This is a genomic window from Sporocytophaga myxococcoides DSM 11118, assembly GCF_000426725.1.
In the GTDB taxonomy this organism is placed as follows: Bacteria; Bacteroidota; Bacteroidia; order Cytophagales; family Cytophagaceae; genus Sporocytophaga; species Sporocytophaga myxococcoides.
This window is the reverse complement of the sequence record NZ_AUFX01000004.1, coordinates 376,301-400,199: the sequence shown is the minus strand read 5'-3', so window position 1 is coordinate 400,199 and position 23,899 is coordinate 376,301. Positions and strand designations below refer to the sequence as shown.

Below are 23,899 nucleotides of genomic sequence, written 5' to 3'. Positions count from 1 at the left end.
GCTTAAAGGGGAGTGATGACTTTGTTTCCCCAAACAAGTATCATTTTTTATAATCTAGTCGGGAACGAATCTTTAATCAGGAGTCTATAGTTTAAGGGAATAGTAATATAAATTATTCTTAATGATTTTTAAGTAATAAACCTAAACTAAGGCAAGATGAAAAAAACATTACTTTTTGCATTCAACTTATTGCTTATGGCAATAGCAGCAAATGGACAATCCCCCGGACTTCATCCTTATAATTTTTATGATGATTTTAGCTCCTCAACACCTTACAACGGTGCTACTTGGTATGGTAATAGTACATTATATTCTCTCGAGAGAAATGGGGATGGAAAATTAGTGATACATTCCTCCGGAGCCGATCCCAATTATGATTCTTTTGGTCTTTATTTAGGAGATACATTGGACTTGAGTTCAAATGCTTTTTTAGATTTTAATGTTGAAAATACTAGTGCTACCAAACTGACGATTAATTTCAGCTTGGTAGATATGAATAACAATATAGCCTATATAGAAAAAGACACGGGCGATGGGACATGGACAAATCTTAAAAGAAAAGTAGCAGATACCATCAATCCGAATTCTTCCAAACAGGTTCAGATTGATCTTAGCGGTATTTATCCTGTTGAATCTTGGGAATGCAGCAGTCCGGCAACTTGCCCGAAAGTTAAAAATGATTTCAGATGGGATAAGGTGGTTGGAGTTATCTTCCAATTTAATGGAGGTGCAGCTGGTATAACTCCTCTTCCTTTATTTTCAGGAGATGTTTATTTCAGAGATTTTAAGCTCGGGGTGGAACCTTGTATGGCAGTGACGAAGGCAATTTTAGGATTATCCACTGTATGCAAAAATTCAACTGGTGTTGAATATTCTGTGCCGCTAGTTGAGGATGCTACAAACTATTTATGGTCATTGCCAGAAGGTGCAGAGATATTGACAGGAGAGGGTACCAATGCAATTACAGTTCTTTTTGGATCAAAAAGTGGAAAGATTTCTGTGGTTCCATCAAATGAAGAATGTATGGGATCAAGAAGAGAATTGGCTGTTACTGTATATAAACCGTTTGAAAATCCTACTTTATTAAATGGACCAACCAGTGCATGTGGTAACTCAGAGGCTAAATATTATGTTTTGCCGTCTCCTGGAGTCACTTATACCTGGCATCTTCCTGATGGCGCTATTTTGTCCAATGTAACTGGAAGTACGGTTACCGTGAAATTTGGTAATTCCTCCGGAGATGTTTATGCAGATTTAACTAGTGTTTGCGGCACAGATGTATCTTCTAAAATAACTGTAAGTGTTACTCCTGTTGGAGAGGCTCCAGTTGTTGCAAAAGACGGATATGAACTGTCGTCTTCAGAAGCCTCTTACTATCAGTGGTACAGATATAGTGAACCAATTGAAGGCGCAAACGATCAAACCTATACGATTACCTATTCAGGAGAGTATAAAGTTAATACTTCAGAATCTGGGTGCGCAAACTTCTCTAATTCTGTGTTTGCAGCAATTTCCATGTTAAATGGTGTAAATAGAACATTTGTTCGTGATGACTTTGCGACAGTTGAACCTTATACAAATGTTGCTTCCGGTTTCCCTATGGCCTGGTGGGGATCTTCTGTATATCAGTTGACAAGAAATGGTGATGGCAAATTAAAGGTTGATGTTACAGATGGGGATCCTTATTGGAGTTCTTTTGGACTGCAATGGGCAAGCGAAAGTACTGATTCTACATTAGACCTTACCAATAATGCTAATGTTCATTTGGTTGTTGAAAATACAACAGATCAGGATTTCGATTTTTGGGTTCAACTTACAGATATAAATGGTATTACTGTTAATGTATTGAAGCCTGAAGGAGAATGGGAACTGTGGAAAACGATATATGCACAGGCTTTAATTCCGGCAAATACAGAAAAGGCTGTCGACATAGATCTTACAGGTGGTATTGCTATTGATTGGAGCTGTCTTTGTCCTGTTGCATTTGACTGGTCTAAAGTAAAGAGTGTTATATTCCAGACCAACCCTGGTGCGGGTAGTGTTTTCAATACTGAATTGTTTAATGGTACTCTATATCTGAAAGACTTTATGCTCGGTACTTATATTGAGCAAGAAGGTTCTTCACTTAAGGCAACAGAAGCGAGGTCATACAAATGGAAAAGAAGTGGTCAAGCTATCGGAGGCGCAAATCAAAGAATCTATACTCCTGTGCAAAGCGGAAATTACAGTGTAGAGTTGGAAGATATTGATGGAACAAAATTTGAATCTTCAAATATCTCTTTTGTTATTACCGGTGTTGATGAGAAGCAAGATAAGGTTTATAAAGTATATCCAAATCCTTCTGACGGAGTTTATAATTTTACTTCTGAAGCAACCTCAGATGTTACAGTAACAGATGGCCTTGGAAGAATTGTTCTGACTCAACGTGGAAGCTTACTGCAGCTTGATCTGACATCTTTATCCAAAGGATTTTATTATCTAAAGGTAAAGCAGGGTAATGAAGAATTTACAGAGAAGTTGATTAAGTATTAGATTATTTTTTAAGTCAATTTATAACATTGCATCAGCCTTGGTTAATGGCTGATGCATTTTTTTTGTTTTAGGTTAATGTTCAATGCCTCGCTAAGACATAACATCTACTTAATGGTATATAATGTGTTATTTATAAAGATTTTTCCGGGAACGATTTTTCTGTTTGAAGTCTACTATATGTAGATAATTCCTACAAACTTTTTTATTATAAACCTAAACTTATGTTAAAATGAAAAAAACATTTTTTTTTGCGGTCAGCTTGTTGCTGCAAGTAATATTCGCAAATGCGCAATCACCGGGACTAAGTCCTTACAGTTTTTACGATGATTTTAATACCCCCACTTTTTATCAGGGTTCATACTGGTTTAACACTGATCCAAACGTTTATGCATTTGAGAGGAATGGAGATGGCAAATTAACGATCCATGCGACAAATGCTGCTCCTCAGTTCCAATCTTTTGGCATTACTTTTAGTGACACGCTTGACTTAAGAGGAAATGCTCTTTTAAAATTCAATGTTGAAAATACAGGTGGAACACCACTCACTATCAATATAGCCCTTACCGACATGAATAATAAAATTGCATGTATTGAAAAGGATACTGGAGATGGTACATGGGCGAATCTCAAGAGAAAAGTTGCAGTGACAATTGATCCCAATTCTGTTAAACAAGTTGAAATTGATTTAAGTGAGATATATGCTGTCGAAAATTGGAACTGCACTAGCCCAGCTACTTGTCCAACGGTTAGTCATGATTTTCGTTGGGATAAAGTGATAGGAGCAATCTTTGATTTTAATGGAGGAGCTGAGTTTATTACTTCAGTCCCAATGTTCACTGGAGATGTATACTTCAGAAACTTTATGCTAGGGGTGGAACCTTGCATGCCATTGACTGGTAATATTAATGGTACTACCAGCGTATGCGAATCAGCGAAAGGTGTTGTATATTCTGTTCCTTTAGTGGAGGGAGCCACAAACTATCTTTGGTCAGTGCCTGCAGGGGCTGAGATTGTATCAGGTCAGGGTACTAATGAAATTATAGTTGATTTTGGTAACAATGGAGGCAGTATTTCTGTACTTCCATCGTACAATGGATGTTTTGGGGCAACAAGAAAAATTAATGTTGCTCTTACCAAATCATTGTCAGGGCTTATTGTATCCGGTTCAGATAGTGCATGTGGGAGATCGGAAAAAACTTATTCAGTTAATGCGAATAGTTCAGTTACCTCTTATTTCTGGCATGTTCCGGGTGGGGCTTCAATAGTTGCCAATAATGGCAATAGTATCGATGTGAAATTTGGAGCGGCATCTGGTTATGTTTATGTAGAAATGACGAATGCGTGTGGAACAGCAGAATCTGACAGGCTTAAGGTATCAGTTAGTCCTGTTAACCATGCTCCTGTAATTGAAATCAATGGCTATGAGTTAACTTCAACAGGTGGAGCTAATTATCAGTGGTACAGATATAGCGAACCTATCAGTGGAGCAAATTCAAAGACATATACAATTACACGCTCTGGAGAATACAAAGTCAATATTTCAAAGTCTGGATGTCCAAACTTTTCAAACTCTATTTTTAAAGCTATATCTATGCTTAATGGAGTGAATAAAACTTTTGTCAGCGATGATTTTGCAACGGTGGAACCATATACAAATGTTGCTTCTGGTTTACCAATGGCCTGGTGGGCTTCTCCTGTTTATAATTTAACAAGAAATGGTGATGGGAAACTTAAGGTGGATGTTGCTAATGGGGCTCCTAATTGGGAATCTTTTGGCCTTCAATGGGCAAATGTGAGTACAGATTCAACATTAGATCTTACTAATAATGCAAATGTTCATTTGGTGGTTGAAAACACTGCAGATCAGGACCTCGATTTTTGGGTACAGCTTACAGATATAAACGGAGTTACAGTTAATGTATTGAAACCTGAAGGTGATTGGGAGCTGTGGAAAACCATTTACGCACAGGCTTTAATTCCGGCAAATACTGAAAAGGTAGTCGATATTGATCTCACAGGAGGTGTTGCTATTGATTGGTCTTGTCTATGTCCAGTTGAGTTTGACTGGTCTAAAGTGAAAAGTATTATATTTCAAGCCAACCCTGGTGCAGGTACTGTATTCAGTACTCAATTGTTTAATGGTACGATTTATCTGAAAGACTTTATGCTTGGCACCTATGTTGAACAGCAAGGTTCTTTACTAAAAGCGTCAGAAGCAAGATCGTACAAATGGAAAAGAAGCGGACATGTTATTGATGGAGCCGATCAGAGAACTTTTACTCCGGTGCAAACAGGAAATTACAGTGTTGAATTAGAAGATATAGATGGAAGAAAATTTGAATCATCTGGTATTGCCTTTGTTGTTGCGGGTGTTGATCATAAGCAAAATAAAACTTATAAGGTATATCCAAACCCTTCAGAGGGAATTTATAACTTCACCTCAGAAGCCTCGTCTGAAGTATCGGTTACAGATGGCCTTGGAAGAACTGTATTGAATCAAAGTGGAAGTTTGTTGCAGCTTGATCTGACAGCTTTATCCAAAGGTTTTTATTATTTAAAGGTAAAGCAAGGTGCTGAAGAGTATACGGAGAAGTTGATTAAATACTAATCCTAGTTGATCAGATGATTCGAAAATCAAAGGGCTCCAATTGAAGCCCTTTGATTTTTATTTTATGCCTTCATACCTATCCACATAATCCGAAATCAACCCATCCACTCCAATCTCAATCAGCTTCTTCATCTCAGCAACTTCATTAACAGTCCATGGAATAACCCGCATATTATTATCCTTTGCAAACTTCATCAATCCCGCATCAACGAGTATATACTCAGGGCTATAAATAGCAGGAATAAAGCCAAGCATTGAAAGATTTTCTTGAAAGCTTAATGTATTTTCAACAAGAAAAGATAAGGTTATATCAGGTCTTGTTTTGTGAAGATATTGAAGAGGTCGTAAATCAAAGCACTGCACAATTGTTCTGTTCAGGATATCTTTCTTCTGAAGCACTTCTATCAGAAGATCCGTAAACTTATCATATTGGGGATGAAAAATATTATCGCCTTCTATCGTAGATTTGATCTCAATGTTATAAAATAATTGGGGAAGATTCAATGTTGAAGCATGAGCTTCTGCCACATCAATAACATCCTCCAGAAGCGGCTTGTAAACAGACATTTTTTTCTGTTTAGGAAATCTTGGATGCACTTTTGTTCCGCAGTCAAAAGCTTTAATTTCCTCATAAGTCATTTCGAATAGCTTATAATTTCTTTCTTCCTCTTCTTTGATTTCAGATCCATCAGGCTTAAGGCAAAACTCGTGGGAGAAAAAAGGATCATGTGACACAACAACTTTCTTATCCTTGCTGATCACAACATCCATTTCCAACGTAGTTACACCAAGTTCTATCGCTTTTAAAAATCCAGGAATAGAATTCTCCGGCATAAGTCCTCTGCAGCCTCTGTGGCCTTCAAAATCAAATTTATGTTTCATTTAAAAATGTGTTATAAGTTGGAATCTTCAAGTTTTAATATTGAAGGATGTTGAGGTTCAGATGAAGCATCTTCCTGAAGCCTCGCAGGAAAAGGAATTACTATTGAATTTGCTCTGAAGAGCTTTTGAATATTTATAATAGCATTATGCTTTACCAATGATACATTCTTTGTAAGTGTCAGGTTTACCCAAAGACGAAGTATAAGATTAACAGAAGTCTCACCAAAATTGTCAAAGTAAACTTCAACATTTTTGCTTGTATCTCTGCCAGGAACACTTTCAAGAGCAATTCTGGCAAGGTTTGCAACCTTTTCCAGGTCATCGGTATAAGAGACTCCAACAACAAATTCAATCCTTCTTTCACCGAATGTCGTAAAATTTTTAATAGGCTTCTGAAACACCTCTTTAGAAGGTATGATGACTTGCTGTCCTTCAAATGTTTTTATATGTATCGCACGTATATCAATCTCTGTCACTATTCCGGCAAAGCTATTTGTTTCCACATGGTCTCCTACCTTAAATGGTTTTTTAACAGCAAGCATAAAGCCTGAAATAAGGTTAGTAGCAAGATCCTGAAAGGCAAAGCTGAGTGCAAGACCAATGATACCGGCACCGGCAAGAAGTGAAGTAACTGTTTTTTCAAGATGAAGAATCCCCAGACAGAAAAAAACTCCTACAAGAATAATGACTATCGACAGTATTCTTGTAAGAATTAAAATGATGTCTTCTGAAATACTCGTCTTTAAAAGAATTTTATGGGACATCTTTTTTGCAAACCTGGCCAGGAGGCTAAAGGTCATGAATATCAGTATTGCAGAGATAAAGTTAGGAATCATCAGTGCAAAGGTGTGAAACCAAGCAAGTAGTTTCTTAAAAATCATTTCATAAGCTTGTGTAAACAGACTTATTTCCACTTTTATGTCTTTCATTTCTTTGCTTTAAATAATTTTAATTTAACGGTATTAAGGGATTAAAAGTAATGCTTTACAAGCAACAGAGGAAACATTGTTTCCCTGAAAATAATTCAATTAAGTATTTAATGTCATCCCTTACACATAGGGAATTCATAACCTTGGCATATTGTTTTAAAGTAGGGATAAATTTAAGTTTTATGGAAAATAAAGGCAAATCCAGTAATAAATCGTTGATATCTAAATATGGTTCCAGCAAAAGCGTCTGGAAAGGGGCGGGAATTGCGGCTTTCCTTGGTGTATTTGGTTATAGCGCTAGATATTTTCCTTATTTGGGCGAAACAAGTAAGATAAAAGAACTTGCTAAAGAAGACCAGTTGATGTACGATAAGGAACGAGCGGAGCTGGAATCCTAACCAGGAACTTATAAAATTCCTGGCTGGTTAGGATTGAGATAACTAAATGTGATGCTGATGAAATATCTGTTGGGATTGATTATTGCATTGAGTTTGGGATTTAATTCCTTTGCTCAGACACCTCAGGATAAAGAACAGGATGAGGATTCCTTCGTCTGTTATCAGGTGGATGAAAATTCAATTAGTTGTTATTCTGACTATGATCCGGCCTATGATGAAACATTTCAACAAGGCGTTACCCCTGAGGGAGATATCTATTCAATGGAGGAAAACGTGATTGAATCTCCGGATCAGGAAGAAGAAATTTCTGAGGAATCTTATCAGATAGAACCTCTTGAACTAGAAGGTACTCCTCAATGTGAGGCTAATGAAAAAGAAGAGGCGGAAGCGTACAATAGGCCTGAGAATTATGAGGATAAATCCAATGAGGATATTTCACAAATAGGAGATCAGGAATTCGGTGAAAATACAGTTAATGCCGAAACTTGTGGTCAGTTAGAAAGATCAGATGGTAAGTCTTTCGGAGAACCTTATAATTTTGAAGAGGCACAATGTTATTGTCCAGACATGGAAACCACCACTGAGGGAGATTATAAATTTGGAAACCCAGATGAGGAAATTAACCCCGAAGATGTTCATATAGAGACTAATGTGTCTACAGATGAAGGGGGAATATATTAAAAGCTCCTCCAAAAGACTCTTTTATCAACTCTAAAAGGAAAGGCTGTAACCTTTCCTTTTTTGTTTTTTTTTATCAATAATCATTAACCATTGGAAAATTAGGTTATTCATTTTATTCAATTACTGTATTATAGATTTTAATAAAATTGATTGGGGAATGATAAATTTTTTAAGGTTTAATCCCGGTTTAAATATGGTTATGGCTTAGATTTGTATATGGCCAGTCAATTCGATCAATCTTTTCAAGACGAACTTTCTAAATTAAATGAGGCTCAGAAAAGTGCGGTAGAGCACCTTGAAGGCCCCGTTTTGGTTATTGCAGGACCAGGCACAGGAAAGACCCAGATCCTTTCTGCAAGAATTGGTTATATCCTCAGTTCTGCTGATACTCAGGCTCGTCCTCATAATATTCTCTGTCTTACATATACTGACGCTGGCACAATTGCTATGCGGAAAAGGCTTCTGAAATTCATTGGTCCGGAGGCATATAAAGTACACATTCACACTTTTCATTCTTTTTGTAACCAGGTTATTCAGGAAAACCTTGATTATTTTGGTTTCAGGGAGTTGCAACCTATTACCGAGCTTGAGTCTATCCTGCTATTCAAGGAGCTGATAGATGATCTGGGGCCCAAAAATCCATTAAAGAGGTACACAGGCGATGTTTATTATGAAGTGAGAAGACTTCAGGTTTTGTTTAACCTGATGAAGAAGGAAAACTGGACGCCTGAGCTTATTGAGGAGAAGATCAAAGAATATCTGGATAGCCTTCCATTCAGAGAAGATTTTATATACAAACGGGCTAATGCTAAGCAAGGGATCAAAGCAGGAGATATAAAGAAAGATAAGATCAGTGAAGAAGAAGCAAAACTAGAGCTACTTAAAGCTGCTTGTCAGGAGTTTCCTAGATTTGAAAGCATGATGCGTAAAAAGCGGCGGTATGACTATAATGATATGATTCTTTGGGTTTTGGAAGCTTTCAGAAACAACGAAGAAATACTTCGTCGTTATCAGGAGCAATATCTCTATTTTCTTGTAGATGAATATCAGGATACCAACGGTGCTCAAAATGAAATTCTTAATATCCTGACCGGATATTGGGACAAGCCAAACATATTTGCTGTAGGAGATGATGATCAGTCTATATATAGATTTCAGGGAGCAAGTGTAAAGAATATCATAGATTTTTATGATCGTTTCAAGGAAGATGTTAAAACGATTGTTCTTACTGAAAACTACAGATCTTCTCAGAATATTCTTAACTCTTCTGCAGGTCTTATCAACTTCAATGAAGAAAGGCTTGTCCGCAAGATTAACGGGCTGAGTAAGGATCTCTATGCCAAAGGTTCATTTGCAGAGTCGGAGGTGGAAGTTAATGTTTTAGAATATTACAACATAATTCATGAAGAGGCCATTATTCTGAATCAATTGATAAAGCTGTATGAGGATGGTGAAGATCTTAGTGAAGTTGCAGTAATTTACCGTAGTCACAAGATTGTAGATAACCTTGTTCGTATGCTTGAAACAAGGAATATACCTTTGAATGTGAGGCAGCAGACCGATATCCTGGATCTCCCGTTTGTAGAATCACTTGTTTCTCTTCTTACATATTTGTCAGAAGAATATACCAGGCCGCATTCCGCGGAATTCCTTTTGTATGAGATCATGCACTACAACTTTTTCTCTATCAATACAAGAGATATTGCCCGCATTGCTCGCAAATGCTATGAAAGCAAAGAGTCATGGAGAGAGGTGATCAGCAGCAGAGAAAAGCTTTTTCTTCTGAACCTTGAGTCTGCCAGACATATTTCTGCTCTTGAAGAAAATTTATCTTATTGGATTAAGGAAATACCGAATATTACCTTACAGACACTCTTTGAAAAGATTATTATAAAAGGAGGTATCATGAGTTACATCATGAACAGTCCGGATAAGATATGGTTGATGCAGGTTGTGAATACATTTTTTGATTTCATCAAAGACGAAACGGCAAAGGATCCTTCTCTTGACTTACCAGCCTTTTTAAGTCTTTTGAAAGAAATGAAGGAAAACGGAATTTCACTTACAGTCAACAAAGTAATACAAGCTGAAAAAGGAATAAACTTTGTAACTGCCCACTCTTCAAAAGGGCTGGAGTTCAGACATGTATTTCTTATTTCATGTACATCGTCTAATTGGGAAAAGCAAAGAGCAAGATCTCAGACATATAAAATCCCTGATACGCTTACAGAAGCGGATACAGAGGATAAAACAGAAGAAGAGAGAAGGCTTTTCTATGTAGCAATGACAAGAGCAAAGGAATATCTTCATATTTCATATGCAGCTCGTGATAATGCAGGTAAAGAACTTGAAATGTCCAGGTTTGTTGCAGAGGTGTTGGAATCCGAAGTTATTAAGGTGAAGCACCCAGAGCTCAATGAAAAGGAGATATCGGACTACCAGTTCTCTCTTCTCGCGAGCGAAAGACCAGCAGCACTCAGTTTTACCGATGTTGAATTCATGAAAGACTCTTTGAAGAACTATAAAATGAGTGTTACTCATTTGAATAAGTTCTTGTCATGCCCTCTTTCTTTTTATTTTGAGAATGTCTTGAGAGTGCCATCCGCGAGAAGTGAGAGCATGGGGTTTGGAAATGCGATGCACAGCGCACTTTATATGCTGTTTTCAAGAATGAGTAAATCCGAGAGTAACGAATTTCCAACTGCAGACGAGTTTTATTCTTTTTTCTCTGTTGGTATGTATAATCATAGGTCTCATTTTACGGACAAGGAGTATGAGCGGAGATTAGAATTTGGAAAGGAACTCTTATATGACTACTATGCCAAATATGTTGGTCAGTGGAATAAAATTGTGACTGTAGAGCATAGGATTAACAATGCAGAAGTCGGAGGTGTACCAATTACCGGAGCTTTGGATAAGATTGAATTTGATGGCAAAAAGGTTAATGTAGTTGACTATAAGACTGGAAATCCTGAAAATGGCAAAAAGAAATTAAACAGGCCTTCTGAAAAGGATCCTAATGGAGGTGATTATTGGAGGCAGATCGTTTTTTACAAAATTTTGCTTGATAGTGATAAGTCCAAAAATTATGAAATGCTTTCTGGTGAAATAGATTTCCTTCAGAAAGACAGTAAAAAAGAGTTTATCAAGGAGAAAGTTTTTGTACTGCCTGAAGATGTAGAAATAGTTAAAGGACAGATTAAAACGACTTACGATAAAATTATGAATCTGGAATTTACACAAGGTTGTAATAAAGAGGAATGCTATTGGTGCAATTTTGTCAAGCATCACTACCGGACTGAGATCCAGGATTCAGAAATTGATGAATAAACATTTTTTTAATTTATGAGTTATTATATTGGATAGGTCTGTGTAAGTACCCTTTGCTGGTAGTTCTTTTAAATCTTGACCGATTTCTTTTAGGAGTGCCAGTGACTTTTTTCTTCTAGAAGGTATTCAGATTGAATTGTGGTTTTCTTATGGATAATTTATTGAAAAGTTGAGGGAGGCGGAATGATGTGTTTAGACATCAATTTATTATCTTTAAATTCGAAATTAAGAATTGGCTTTTTTCAAGAGAAAATATTCCTGCTGGCGCAATTACTGAGGGTTTTCAAAACCGGAAAATTTTTTTAGCGTAAAAGGAATATGTTAAAATACAGGGAGTTTTTGTAATTATCTTATTATTAATATATTAGGCTTTTTAAATCCTCGTATGAGAAAGAATCTCATTATTACAGTCTTATTATTTTTCGTATTTACTCAAATAAGCAGTAATGAAACTTCCTTTAACCGACTTGAGGATTTAAGTGATTTTTTTGGCTTAAAATGGAAAAGATTCATCGGGGGGACATCTTATCGGACAAATATTTCATATTGTAATAGCAATATCATAGTGGGTTCAAATGGAATGCATTATGCAGATTATTCTGTAACAGATAAGAATAATGGTGTTTATTTTTTAAATGCTAAAACCGGAGCTGTTTTAAAACATATAGAAAAGGAAGGTTTTGGTGATGAAGATGTTAATGGGCTTGGAATTCATAATGGCAGGCTATTTTTTGGGAATGATAATGATGAGATATTCTGCTATTCAACAACTGGAAAGTTACTGTGGAGTATGCCGGCATCAGGGGATATAGAATCAGCACCTGCTTTGATCAATATTAATGGTGATAATGTCAAAGATCCTGTTTTTGCAACAGAAACGGGAGAAATTGCAGCGTATAATGGCGTAAACGGCAAAAAGCTCTGGAGTTTCAAACAGGAAGGCTTCAATGGCTGGGAGCAAACTCAAAACAGGTTTGTGTTTCGTATAGCAGCCCATTTTAAAAATGGATCGGGCTTTATGTGCAAGCCACTTACTTATGATATTGATAACGATGATGTTTTAGACATATTAGTTACGTCTAAAGATGGTATTGTTTATGCTATAGACGGATCAAATGGTGAAGAGCTTTGGAAATACAATACTTTTTTCTTTGGCACAACCCAATCGCCCGTCACTATCAAATATAAAGGAAAGAATTACTTTGGGATAACTTCTGGAAAATCTATCCTTTTGTTAGATAAGGCTGGCAAAAAGCAATTCGAGTTTGCATTTTCACACTGGATTTCGGATGCGCTTCCGGTGATGCTTCCGGAAAATAAACTGATCGTATGTCATGAAAATGGAATAAGCGTATTGAATTTTGATACAGGGGACATAAAATATTCAGCGATAGAGGGTAAAATCACTGCCACCCCGATTGTAGAAGATGCTCTTGAAAAGGGTGCCAGTCAGGTAATAGTTCCTATGGAATCTGGTAAACTTGCTTTTTTAGGTATAGATGGAAGTATTCAGAAAGTATTTTCCTTTTCCCGCGGTTCAGAGTGTTCTCCGCTGTTTGTCGATGTTGACGGAGATAATAAAAAAGAGCTGCTTATAAGCAGCTATGATGGTTATTTGTATTGCTACCAGATTAAAAGATGAAAAAAGTAGTCAGAAATTGGTATCTATTATTATTGCTGGCCTTTTTAGGTTGGGCCGGGGTTTTTTATTACTTAGTAAAGAAAGAAACACCGGTGGTAATAGCACCATTTGAAAAAGTGAACGTCCCCTATGAAACGTTCGAAATATTTGGAGAAGAAGGTGGAGAATTCATTTCTCAAAGAGGAACAAAAATTGTCATTCCCGCAAAAGCTTTTATTGACAAAAGCGGTGAAGTGATAAATGAGAGAGTATTGATAAAATACAGACAGCTGGATAATGCTGCGGATATCTTTTTAAGTGGCCTTCCAATGAATTATGATTCTACAGGTGAAAGGCTTCTTGAAACTGCAGAGGTTATTGAAATTAAAGCATTCGTAAGAAATCAACCAGTATTTCTGTCATCAGGAAGTAAAATCGATTTGAAATATACAGCTCCTACACCTTTGACTTCGGATTATGGAGTTTATCATTTTGATACTCTTAATCTTGTTTGGCAATATTCAGATGCTTATTCAGCAGAAAAACTACCGGCATTTGAGGTGGGAAATCAAAAATACCTATCTAAAGTAAGATTACGTAAAGAGGATTTGTTTCTTTTTGACCTCGAAATTGACCAGAACGATTATCCTGAATTAAATGAATTTAAGGATTTAAAATGGGCGTATATTGGTAACAACGATAAAATAGATCCGAGAAAGAATTCCTGGGCATTTAAGGTTTTATGGACCAAAACCCAACTTAAACTTATTGATAAAAAAAATAAGGTATATCAGCTTGTTTTATCTAACAATGAAGGCAGAAGCTTTAAAACTCTCATTACTCCTTTTAGAGAAGAGCTGCTGCAAAGCCGCGAGGAATATATAGTTGCTGAAAAAGGTAGAAGTAGCAAGGCTTCGAAATCAGAGGAAACATCTATTAACTATCAGCTGTCTATTAATCAGACCGGTGCGTGGAATATTGCAAGAAAAAGGCTAAAGGAAGAGGAGCAGGTATTTCTCTCAACTCTCAAATTTTCAAATCCATCTCAGAGAATTTCTGACAATGATGTTTATCTGCTGGATATGAAATTTAATACTGTAAGGAAGATTTCAGGCAAAACTGCTCAAAAAGTGTATTTAAAGCCATCTTCTGAGCTTATCGTCATATCTGTTGATGATGATAATCAAATCTCATTTGATAAGGTTTCGGAGGTTAAATCAGGCCCTGTTACCGGCGTGCTTGAATTCTATTTGATGCAATGTGAGGAAACCATAAAATCTTATAATCATTTTCACAAATTGTTAACTATGTGATTTTTATAAAGTAATTTTTTAACCTACATTATTTTTAATTGTAAGTAGTAAGAGAATATTTATAATAATTTTAAGATTTCTATCTATTTTTTACCTATTGTTTGGTAGATGTTCAATCTTATTTATCACTTGATGAGCGCTTTTTTGGAGCATATATTCTATAAAATTAATAGACTAATTGCTGCTATTTTAGTGCCACAATAATTAAAAAAAATCTAAAAATAATCCAAGATAATATTGGTTTTTTCGGAAATATTAAATTTCCTGGCTTTAATAATCCAAAATTGCTGGTTTTTTTAACATTTTTTTTTTATATTTAATCAGTCGTCTTTGAAAAAAACTGCCTTTAAAATGTTTGATCAGGTCGATAAAAGATATCAAAAGATAGATGTAAGAAATCGGGGGGATTTGTAAGTCTTTTCTTGGATAATTTGAGGTAACTTTGATAAGAAGACCCATTTTCAGAACCCCTGAAATGGGATTTGGAACCAATTTTAGATTATTCAGGTAAAGATTAACACGTTATCGTTAAGAAGATCCCACTAAAATTTAGAAATATCATAATACAGATTGTTGGAAAATAATTTCAGGTTAATGGCAGAACAAGAAACTTCTGGATTGTACGATTCCAGCTTTGAGCGTGACTCATGCGGTATCGGATTTGTCGCCAACGTGAAGGGAAGAAAATCCCATGAGATCGTTGATAATGCTCTCAAAATGCTTGCAAGAATGGAGCATAGAGGGGCGTGTGGTTGCGAAAACAACACGGGTGATGGAGCGGGTATTCTTATCCAGGTTCCGCACGAGTTTTTCGTAGACGAGTGTGTCAAGATCGGAATTAAGCTTCCGCCATTCGGACAGTACGGTGTGGGAACTGTTTTCTTTCCTAAGGATGAGAAGCTTCGTGAAGATTGCCGAGCGATCCTCAATAGAAATATTGAAAAACTAGGATTGACTTTGCTTGGTTACAGAAAACTTCCTACAAACAATTCAGAGATCGGTCCAAGCGCTATTGCAGTGGAGCCGACTATGGAACAGGTATTTGTTCAAAAGCCTGACAGCATCAAAACCAGCGACGATTTTGAGAGAAAGCTGTTTATCCTGAGAAATTACACTACCAGAATCGTAAGGGAAACTTTCCAGCTTCCTAATATCAATGACGCCTTTCATATTGTGTCATTGTCTTACAAAACAATCGTTTACAAAGGTCAGTTGATGACCGCACAGGTAAGATCTTTTTTTCCTGACCTTCAGAATAAAAGAGTTATATCTGCAATTGCAGTAGTTCACTCAAGGTTCTCTACCAATACTTTCCCATCATTCAGACTTGCACAACCTTTCAGATACATCGCTCACAATGGTGAGATCAATACTGTAAAAGGTAATGTTAACTGGATGAGAGCTCAGGAAGCTGGTTTTGAATCTAAATACTTTACCAGAGAAGAGCTGGACATGATCCTGCCTATCTGTGACTCTACTGCTTCTGACTCTGCTAACCTTGATAATGCTATAGAACTTCTTGTTCTTAGCGGAAGATCTCTACCTCATGTTATGATGATGCTTGTTCCTGAAGCTTGGGATGGCAATAAGGACATGAGCGAAGAGAAGAAAGGTTTCTACGAGTATCATGCAGCGCTTATGGAGCCATGGGATGGTCCTGCTTCTATATCTTTCACAGATGGTAAAATTGTTGGTGCTACACTGGATAGAAACGGTTTAAGGCCATCCAGATGGTGTGTAACTGAGGATGATATTGTAATAATGGCATCTGAGGCTGGTGTTGTTGATGTGGATCCGGCTAAAATCGTGAAGAAAGGTAGACTTCAGCCTGGAAAAATGTTCGTTGTTGACCTTGAACAAGGTAAAATCATCAGCGACGAGGATCTGAAGAAAGAAATCTGCACAAGCAAGCCATATAAAGAGTGGCTTAAAAATAAAATAAAGATTAAGGACCTTCCGGAGCCTCTTGGGACATTCCATCAGCCTGACGAAAGCACTTTGTTAAAAAGACAACAGGCTTTTGGTTACAGCAAAGAAGATCTTAAAACAATCATCGCAGAAATGGCTGCAACAGGAAAAGAGCCTATCGGATCTATGGGTACCGATGCTCCTCTTGCTATCCTTTCTGATCAGAGCCAACACTTATCTCACTACTTCAAGCAATTGTTTGCTCAGGTGACCAACCCTCCAATTGACCCTATCCGTGAAAAGATGGTTATGTCATTGGTGTCTTATGTTGGTGGTTCTCTTAACCTTCTTGAGGAGTCTCCTCTTCACTGCAGACAAGTTGAGCTAAGTCAGCCAATTCTTACAAACAAAGATCTTGAGAAATTAAGATACCTGGATCAGGCATACTTCCAGACAAAAACTATCAATATTTTCTTCAAAGCAGAAGATAAACCTGGAACGCTTGAAAAAGCGCTTAACAGAATTTGTCAATATGCTGCAGATGCTGTAGAAGATGGATTCTCAATTATCCTTCTTTCTGACAGAAGTGTTGATACAAGCCATGCTGCAATTCCTTCTCTTCTTGCTACAGCCGCAGTTCACCATCATTTGATGAGAAAAGGCCTTAGAGGAAAAGTAGGTATCGTAGTTGAAGCTGGAGATGCATGGGAAGTTCATCACTTTGCTACTCTTATCAGCTTTGGTGCTTCTGCTGTTAACCCTTATCTGGCATTTGAAAGTATTATTGACCTTAAGAATAAAAACATTCTTAAAGTTGATCTTCCTGAAGAGAAGTTATTCTATAACTATATCAAAGCAATTAATGAAGGCTTGTTGAAAGTGTTCTCTAAAATGGGTATTTCAACACTTCAGTCCTACCAAGGTGCTCAGATCTTCGAAGCGCTTGGTATTCATAAAGAAGTAATCGACAAATACTTTACTAATACAGTTTCTAGAATCGGGGGTCTTACTTTAGACGGAATTGCAAAAGAGGCTTTATTAAAGCACGAAACTGCATTCCCTGAGACTCCGGTCTACAATCCGAAACTTGAAGTAGGGGGTATTTATCAGTGGAAGCGTAGAGGTGAATTCCACTTATTCAATCCTCAGACAATTCACTTATTACAGCAGGCTACAAAAACAGGTGATTATCAGGTTTACAAGAAATATGCAAAACTGATCAATGACCAAAGTGATAAAGCTGCTACATTAAGAAGCTTACTAAAATTCAAAACAAGCAACGATCCGATTCCTTTAAGTGAAGTGGAGCCAATGGAAAGCATTTTCAAACGCTTTGCTACTGGTGCTATGTCTTTCGGATCTATTTCTCACGAAGCCCACTCAACTCTTGCTATCGCCATGAACAGAATCGGCGGAAAGAGCAATTGCGGAGAAGGTGGAGAAGATGAAATCAGGTTTGAGAAAAAGGCAAACGGAGACTGGGAAAGATCTGCTATAAAACAAGTTGCATCAGGAAGATTTGGTGTTACCAGCTACTATCTTGCTAATGCGGATGAATTACAAATTAAAATGGCTCAGGGTGCTAAACCTGGTGAAGGTGGTCAGCTTCCTGGTCATAAAGTGGATGACTGGATAGGTCGTGTAAGACACTCTACTCCTGGAGTAGGTCTTATTTCTCCTCCTCCTCACCACGATATCTATTCTATTGAAGACCTTGCTCAGCTGATCTTCGACCTTAAAAATTCGAATCCGAAAGCAAGAATCAACGTGAAACTTGTTTCTGAAGCTGGTGTTGGAACAATCGCTGCCGGTGTAGCAAAAGCACACTCAGACGTAGTTCTTATCGCGGGTCATGATGGTGGAACTGGAGCTTCTCCAATAAGTTCTATCAAACATGCTGGTCTGCCTTGGGAGCTGGGTCTTGCTGAAGCTCACCAGACTCTTGTAAGAAATAATTTAAGAAGCCGTATCACTGTTCAGGCAGACGGCCAGATGAAAACGGGAAGAGACCTTGCAATCGCAGCACTTCTTGGTGCTGAAGAGTGGGGTGTTGCAACAGCGGCACTTGTTTCTACAGGTTGTATCATCATGCGTAAATGCCATCTGAATACTTGCCCGGTTGGTGTTGCAACTCAGGATAAAGAACTTAGAGCATTGTTTACAGGAAAACCTGAGCATGTAGTGAATCTTTTCACTTTCATGGCAACTGAACTAAGAGAAATCATGGCAGAGCTTGGCTTCAGAACGATCAACGAAATGATCGGTCAGGTAGATAAGCTCGAAGTACGTGATAACATTACTCACTGGAAGCATAAGAACATCGATCTTTCTGCAATCCTGTTCAAGGCACCTGCAGGTCCTGAAGTAGGTATCTACAAACAGATGGAGCAGGATCATGGTATCGATGCAATACTTGATCTTGAGATGATCAAGCAGGCTAAACCTGCATTAGATGCTCAAAAACCAGTTACAGGAGAATTCAATATTACCAATATTGATCGTTCTGCAGGAACGATGCTTTCCTACGAAATCTCTACGAGATACAAAGGACAAGGATTACCAGCAGGAACTGTTCACTATAAATTTAAAGGTTCTGCCGGTCAAAGCTTCGGAGCATTTGGAGCACCTGGTATCAAGTTCGAACTTGAAGGGGAATCAAATGACTACTTCGGAAAAGGACTATCAGGAGGACGCTTAATTCTTTACCCGGATAAATCTTCGAAGTTCAATCCAAGTGATAACATCATCGTTGGAAACGTTTGCTTCTATGGAGCTACTTCTGGAGATGCTTATATCAGAGGACAAGCAGGTGAGCGTTTCTGCGTGCGTAACTCAGGAGCTAAAGCAGTTGTAGAAGGAGTTGGAGATCATGGTTGTGAATACATGACTGGTGGTATTGCTGTCATTCTTGGAGAAACAGGAAGAAACTTTGCAGCAGGTATGAGCGGTGGTATCGCTTATGTTTACGATCCGCAAAAGAAATTCCCTGCGAGATGCAACATGGAAATGGTTGAGTTTGACAAGATATCTGACGAAGATGCAGCATCTCTAAAAGAACTGATCAAAAATCATCACACTTTCACAGGAAGTGATGTAGCTGAAAATATATTAAATAACTGGGACAGTGCACTTGCTGACTTTGTAAAAGTAATGCCTACAGATTACAAAGCTGTCCTACTAAAAAGAAAACAATTAAATAAGGGAACTACAGACAAGGAGGTCTTGGTACAACATGGGTAAGCCAACGGGATTCATGGAATTCGGCAGAGAACTGCCAAAGAAAAGAGATCCTAAAGACAGGATCGGTGATTACAAAGAATTGTATTTGGAATTCGGAACTGAGAAGGTAGAAACTCAGGCCTCCAGATGTATGAATTGTGGCGTACCTTTCTGCCACAGCGGTTGTCCTCTTGGCAACATCATACCTGAATTCAATGATGCAGTTTATGAAAAGAACTGGGAGGAAGCGGCTGAAATCCTTCTTTCTACAAATAACTTCCCTGAGTTTACAGGAAGAATTTGCCCAGCTCCTTGTGAAGCAGCCTGTGTATTAGGTATCAACAAACCTCCTGTGACGATCGAAGAGATCGAAAAAAATATAGTGGAGGTTGCTTTCGCTAAAGGTTATATCAAAGCTAAAGCTCCAAAAGAAAGAACGGGTAAAAAGGTAGCTGTGATCGGGTCTGGTCCTGCAGGCCTTGCAACTGCTGCTCAGCTGAACAAAGCAGGACATTCTGTTACTGTTTTTGAAAGAGCTGATCAGATTGGTGGTCTTCTTCGTTACGGTATTCCTGACTTTAAATTAGAGAAGTGGGTAGTTGAAAGAAGAGTGAAGTTGATGGAAGACGAAGGAGTTGTCTTCAAAACAAACTCTAACGTTGGCGACAATGTGAAGGTAAAAGATGTGTTGAAAGAATTTGATGCAATCGTTCTTACCGGAGGGTCAACAATACCAAGAGATGTACCTATTCCTGGAAGAAACCTTAAGGGCGTTCATTTTGCAATGGAGTTCCTTACTCAGCAAAATGGCCGTGTAAGCGGAAAAACTTTCAAACCGGAAGAAGAGATCTGGGCTACAGGTAAAAATGTTGTTGTAATAGGTGGTGGAGATACAGGATCTGACTGTGTTGGGACTTCTAACAGACATAAAGCAAAATCAATCACTCAGGTTGAATTATTGCCTAAGCCTCCTGCAGAAAGAGATGCTACCATGCCTTGGCCAAACTGGCCAATGATTCTGAGAACCTCTACTTCTCACGAAGAAGGATGTAACAGAAACTGGGCGATATTTACCAAAGAATTCGTTGGTGATAGCGATGGTAAGCTTACTGGTATCAAAATCGCTGAAATGGGCTGGAGTACTCCTGAAGATGGCAAAATGCCAAAGTATCAGGAAGTGCCTGGTACTGAAAAAGTCATTCCTTGCGAATTAGCTCTTCTTGCAATCGGATTCCTTCATCCGCAACATTCAGGTATGCTGAATGAGCTTGGCGTGGAGTATGACGAAAGAGGAAATGTTAAGTGCAACGAGAAATATCAGACATCTGTGCCGAAAGTATTCTCTGCAGGAGATATGAGAAGAGGTCAATCGCTGGTAGTTTGGGCGATCTCTGAAGGTAGAGAAGCTGCAAGACACGTTGACACATTCCTTATGGGAGAATCCAAGCTTGAATCTAAAGATGTCTCAATGCTTAACGTTAACAGTCTGTAATGCATTAAAGCTAAAAAGCTTGTTATATGAAAAACCTTCGGCGTACACCGAAGGTTTTTTTATGCTCTATATTTTATATATTTATCCTAAATCAAAAATTCAAGATGCCAATAATAAAAGCTTTAAATGGTCAGAAACCTGAGTTCGGGGAAAATATCTATGTAGCTGAAAATGCTACTATCATTGGAGATGTAAAGATGGGAGATGATTGCACTGTCTGGTTTAACGCTGTAATTCGCGGAGATGTAAATGCAATCAGAATAGGAAACAAAGTGAATATTCAGGATGGTGCCTGTGTTCATTGTACTTATCAGAAGGCTGCAACAACAATCGGAAATAATGTTTCTATCGGCCATCATGCAATAGTTCATGGCTGCACGCTTGAGGATAATGTGCTTGTTGGTATGGGTGCAATTATTATGGATCATGCGTATGTTGAAAGGAACTCTATTATAGCAGCAGGTGCAGTGGTTCTGGAAAATACAAGAATAGAATCTGGTAGTATCTATGCGGGCGTTCCGGCCAAAAAGGTGAAAGATGCCGGAAGCGAACATGTGGAAGGTATAATTAATCGGATTGCAAATAACTATGTGAAGTATGCAGGCTGGTACAAAGATAGCAGTGAAGATATTTCTTTATAGAAATGAACCGCCTGAGCAATTACCTTTTCTTTGGCTTTTTACTGCTGATAATAGCCTATCATCTTTTTACTCTTGAAATACAGCCGCTGCCGTGGTTTGATGAGGTTTATTTCGCGAGTATAGCTGATAATTTTATAAACAATGGAAGTCTAGTTCCTGAAATAGCATCGTATGCAAGAAACGGACGTCCGGCACTTACTTACGGACCTGTTTACTTTTTTCTTACAGGTTTATCAATGAAGTTCTTCGGTTTAGGTATAGGGCAATTCAGAATTGTTGCTTTATTGTCCGGTTTGCTTTGTGTGAGGCTTACCTATTCAATTGTTAAAAGCCAGGTTGCTGCTGAATCATGGAGATATAAGATTTTGATTATTTCTATTCTTACAGATCCTTTTTTCAGTCTTGCTTTTCATCAAGGTAGGATGGACCTCACGGCATTATGCTTTTGTCTAACTGCTATATTTTATTTTCTAAAAGGTGGGAATAAAAATATATTGGTCAGCGGTATTGCAGGTGTATTGTCTTTGCTTACAACTCCAAGAGCCATTGTTGTGCTTTTGCCCTTGTTTACATTTCTCTTGATAGATATTTTTAAAGAAAAACAATATAAAAAAGCTTTTCTTTGGGCTTCACCATTTTTATTGATATATCCATTATGGGTATATATCGGATTTGGAGGATTTGGAGCTTTTGTCAATTATTACCTGACAATAAACGGAGTTACAAATTCAGCCAATGGAGACTACATTGGTCCTAATCTTTATATCCCATCTCATGAATACTGTCTTATTTTTGTTGCTTTCATTGCATTGACATATGGTATGATAAAACAAGGCAAGACTTATTTTAAGCCAGTTGTTGTAATAAGTCATATTGCTATTCTCTCCTTTTACCTAATAGTTTTGGATTGGGGACCTTATTCCTCTTTTATCATTCCATTTTATTATATAATCATATTTTATAGTTGGTCTCTGGTCCCAGAAGCAAGAGGAATAAAAGCGTTTTATTCCTTACCTGTGTTTTTAGTTTTAATTTTTAATCTGACTTATTCTGTTGTTAAAGCAGATCAGGTATTAACAAGCCGAAAAGTAAGAGATCCTAAATTAGCAGATACCTTCGTTAGTGAAAATATTTCTCCGGGAAGCAAAGTAGTTGGAGATGCACTTTTTTATTATTCAGTTAAAAAAAATGGGTCAGACTTTCAACTTTTTGATCAATATGATACGTTGGAGTCAAGAGAAAGAAAACATAGGTTAGATTTTAAGTATAATTACCTCATTGCAGCTGAAGTAATGAAGCCTAAGAATGCTGAAATTACTGAATATTATATAAAAATGGGCGGTCTTGAAAAAGTTGCAATTTTCAAGTCTGAAATGACAAAAGCCGGAAATTGCGAAATATTATCTAACCTTGAAAAAGTTGGTTATAGCGGCTCTATTTATCTAAGAAAATGAAAAGATTATCTGTTTGGTTTTTATTTATTGTATTTAGTCTTTTTTCCTTTAGAAACTCCGGATGGACAGATGAGGAATTGGCTATGGCTAATACTGCGAAAGACGTGACCTATTTAACCCAGGTCGAAAAGGATATTTTTCTTTCACTGAACTTGGCAAGATTATATCCTGCAAAATTTGCAGATTATGAAGTAGAGCATTATACCCCTCCAGCAAAGTACGGTGACTATCTGAAAAATTCTCCATATGTGAAATCACTTTTGAAAGAGTTAAGGAAAATGGACCCTTTGCCGCCTGTGTATGCTGATGAGGACATGTATAAAGAGGCTTTGTGCCTTGCAAAGGAACAAGCTAAATCAGGGAAGATGGGCCATGAAAGAAAACGTTGTGAGTTAACTTACCAAGGAGAATGTTGCTCTTATGGCATGGACACAGGACGTGATATTGTGATGCAGCTACTTATTGATGAGAAAATTAAATCCTTGGGGCATCGAAAAATTTGCCTTGGAAATTTTTCTAAAATGGGTACTGCTGCAGGCTCCCATCCGAAGACAGGAACCTGTGCAGTACTTGATTTTCACTAAGGTGGTAGTAAAAATGTATTTTTGGTATTTAAAGCTGAAGTAATTAGCCTTAGTTAAAGCTTTAGGCTAAGGTACTGTATTAATAATTTTAACAGGAAAATGTTAAAAAAATGTAAATGCTGAATTTGTTGCTTGTCAGCTCTTTATATACAATCTGGATATAATTAGATTTGAGGTAAATATACCATTTTTTATATGAAAAAGACAATTATTTTAAGGAATATATCCACATTGTCCCGGGAATTTTTAAAAGTATGATTATCACAGGATTTTAAAATTTGACTCTTTTTATAATACAATTCTGATT

Annotated in this window: 14 protein-coding genes; 12 read left to right on the top strand and 2 right to left on the bottom strand. The window is 37.4% G+C overall.

Annotation, left to right across the window (positions count from 1 at the left end):
* The first annotated feature begins 156 nt into the window (after window positions 1–156).
* Together K350_RS0104625 and K350_RS0104620 are read left to right on the top strand one after the other, a co-directional pair.
* Window positions 157–2,532 (top strand): T9SS type A sorting domain-containing protein, encoded by a 2,376-nt coding sequence (locus tag K350_RS0104625; protein ID WP_028978900.1) that lies wholly within the window; start codon window positions 157–159, stop codon window positions 2,530–2,532.
* Window positions 2,533–2,761: 229 nt separating this feature from the next.
* Window positions 2,762–5,140 (top strand): T9SS type A sorting domain-containing protein, encoded by a 2,379-nt coding sequence (locus tag K350_RS0104620; protein ID WP_028978899.1) that lies wholly within the window; start codon window positions 2,762–2,764, stop codon window positions 5,138–5,140.
* A 57-nt stretch (window positions 5,141–5,197) separates the two neighbouring features.
* Here the strand turns inward: K350_RS0104620 and K350_RS27410 are convergent, their stop codons facing one another.
* Together K350_RS27410 and K350_RS27405 are read right to left on the bottom strand one after the other, a co-directional pair.
* Window positions 5,198–6,022 carry a glycerophosphodiester phosphodiesterase family protein gene (locus tag K350_RS27410; protein ID WP_037573965.1) on the bottom strand — a complete coding sequence of 275 codons (825 nt, stop codon included), beginning with the start codon at window positions 6,020–6,022 and terminating at the stop codon, window positions 5,198–5,200.
* Between the two features lie 11 nt (window positions 6,023–6,033).
* The gene (locus K350_RS27405) at window positions 6,034–6,951 is read right to left on the bottom strand and encodes a mechanosensitive ion channel family protein (RefSeq protein WP_051312869.1); all 918 of its coding nucleotides are present in this window, start codon (window positions 6,949–6,951) and stop codon (window positions 6,034–6,036) included.
* 182 nt (window positions 6,952–7,133) lie between these two features.
* On the opposite strand from K350_RS27405, the gene K350_RS0104605 reads away from it, so the two are divergent.
* The 10 genes from K350_RS0104605 (at window position 7,134) to K350_RS0104555 (ending at window position 23,592) form a co-directional block, all read left to right on the top strand.
* Window positions 7,134–7,349 (top strand): hypothetical protein, encoded by a 216-nt coding sequence (locus K350_RS0104605; protein WP_162144132.1) that lies wholly within the window; start codon window positions 7,134–7,136, stop codon window positions 7,347–7,349.
* Window positions 7,350–7,406: 57 nt separating this feature from the next.
* Window positions 7,407–8,030, top strand: coding sequence for a hypothetical protein (locus tag K350_RS0104600; RefSeq protein ID WP_156026929.1), 624 nt, complete (start codon window positions 7,407–7,409; stop codon window positions 8,028–8,030).
* A gap of 216 nt (window positions 8,031–8,246) precedes the next feature.
* Window positions 8,247–11,360 carry an ATP-dependent helicase gene (locus tag K350_RS0104595; RefSeq protein ID WP_028978896.1) on the top strand — a complete coding sequence of 1,038 codons (3,114 nt, stop codon included), beginning with the start codon at window positions 8,247–8,249 and terminating at the stop codon, window positions 11,358–11,360.
* Window positions 11,361–11,745: 385 nt separating this feature from the next.
* A complete protein-coding gene (locus K350_RS0104590; RefSeq protein ID WP_028978895.1) occupies window positions 11,746–13,002 on the top strand; it encodes an outer membrane protein assembly factor BamB family protein in 1,257 nt (418 codons plus the stop codon).
* The gene (locus K350_RS0104585; protein WP_028978894.1) at window positions 12,999–14,294 is read left to right on the top strand and encodes a hypothetical protein; all 1,296 of its coding nucleotides are present in this window, start codon (window positions 12,999–13,001) and stop codon (window positions 14,292–14,294) included. The genes K350_RS0104590 and K350_RS0104585 overlap by 4 nt, the downstream gene beginning before the upstream one ends.
* A gap of 594 nt (window positions 14,295–14,888) precedes the next feature.
* Window positions 14,889–19,442, top strand: a complete 4,554-nt coding sequence (gene gltB, locus K350_RS0104575; RefSeq protein WP_028978892.1) for a glutamate synthase large subunit — start codon at window positions 14,889–14,891, stop codon at window positions 19,440–19,442.
* Complete coding sequence (locus K350_RS0104570) at window positions 19,435–20,913, top strand: glutamate synthase subunit beta (RefSeq protein WP_028978891.1); 1,479 nt, start codon at window positions 19,435–19,437, stop codon at window positions 20,911–20,913. The genes gltB and K350_RS0104570 overlap by 8 nt, the downstream gene beginning before the upstream one ends.
* 104 nt (window positions 20,914–21,017) lie before the next feature.
* A complete protein-coding gene (locus K350_RS0104565) occupies window positions 21,018–21,554 on the top strand; it encodes a gamma carbonic anhydrase family protein (RefSeq protein ID WP_028978890.1) in 537 nt (178 codons plus the stop codon).
* A 2-nt stretch (window positions 21,555–21,556) separates the two neighbouring features.
* On the top strand, window positions 21,557–23,008 hold the full coding sequence (locus tag K350_RS0104560) for an ArnT family glycosyltransferase (RefSeq protein ID WP_028978889.1): 1,452 nt from the start codon (window positions 21,557–21,559) through the stop codon (window positions 23,006–23,008).
* Complete coding sequence (locus K350_RS0104555) at window positions 23,005–23,592, top strand: CAP domain-containing protein (RefSeq protein WP_028978888.1); 588 nt, start codon at window positions 23,005–23,007, stop codon at window positions 23,590–23,592. Before K350_RS0104560 ends, K350_RS0104555 begins: the two co-directional genes overlap by 4 nt.
* The last annotated feature ends 307 nt before the right edge of the window (window positions 23,593–23,899 follow it).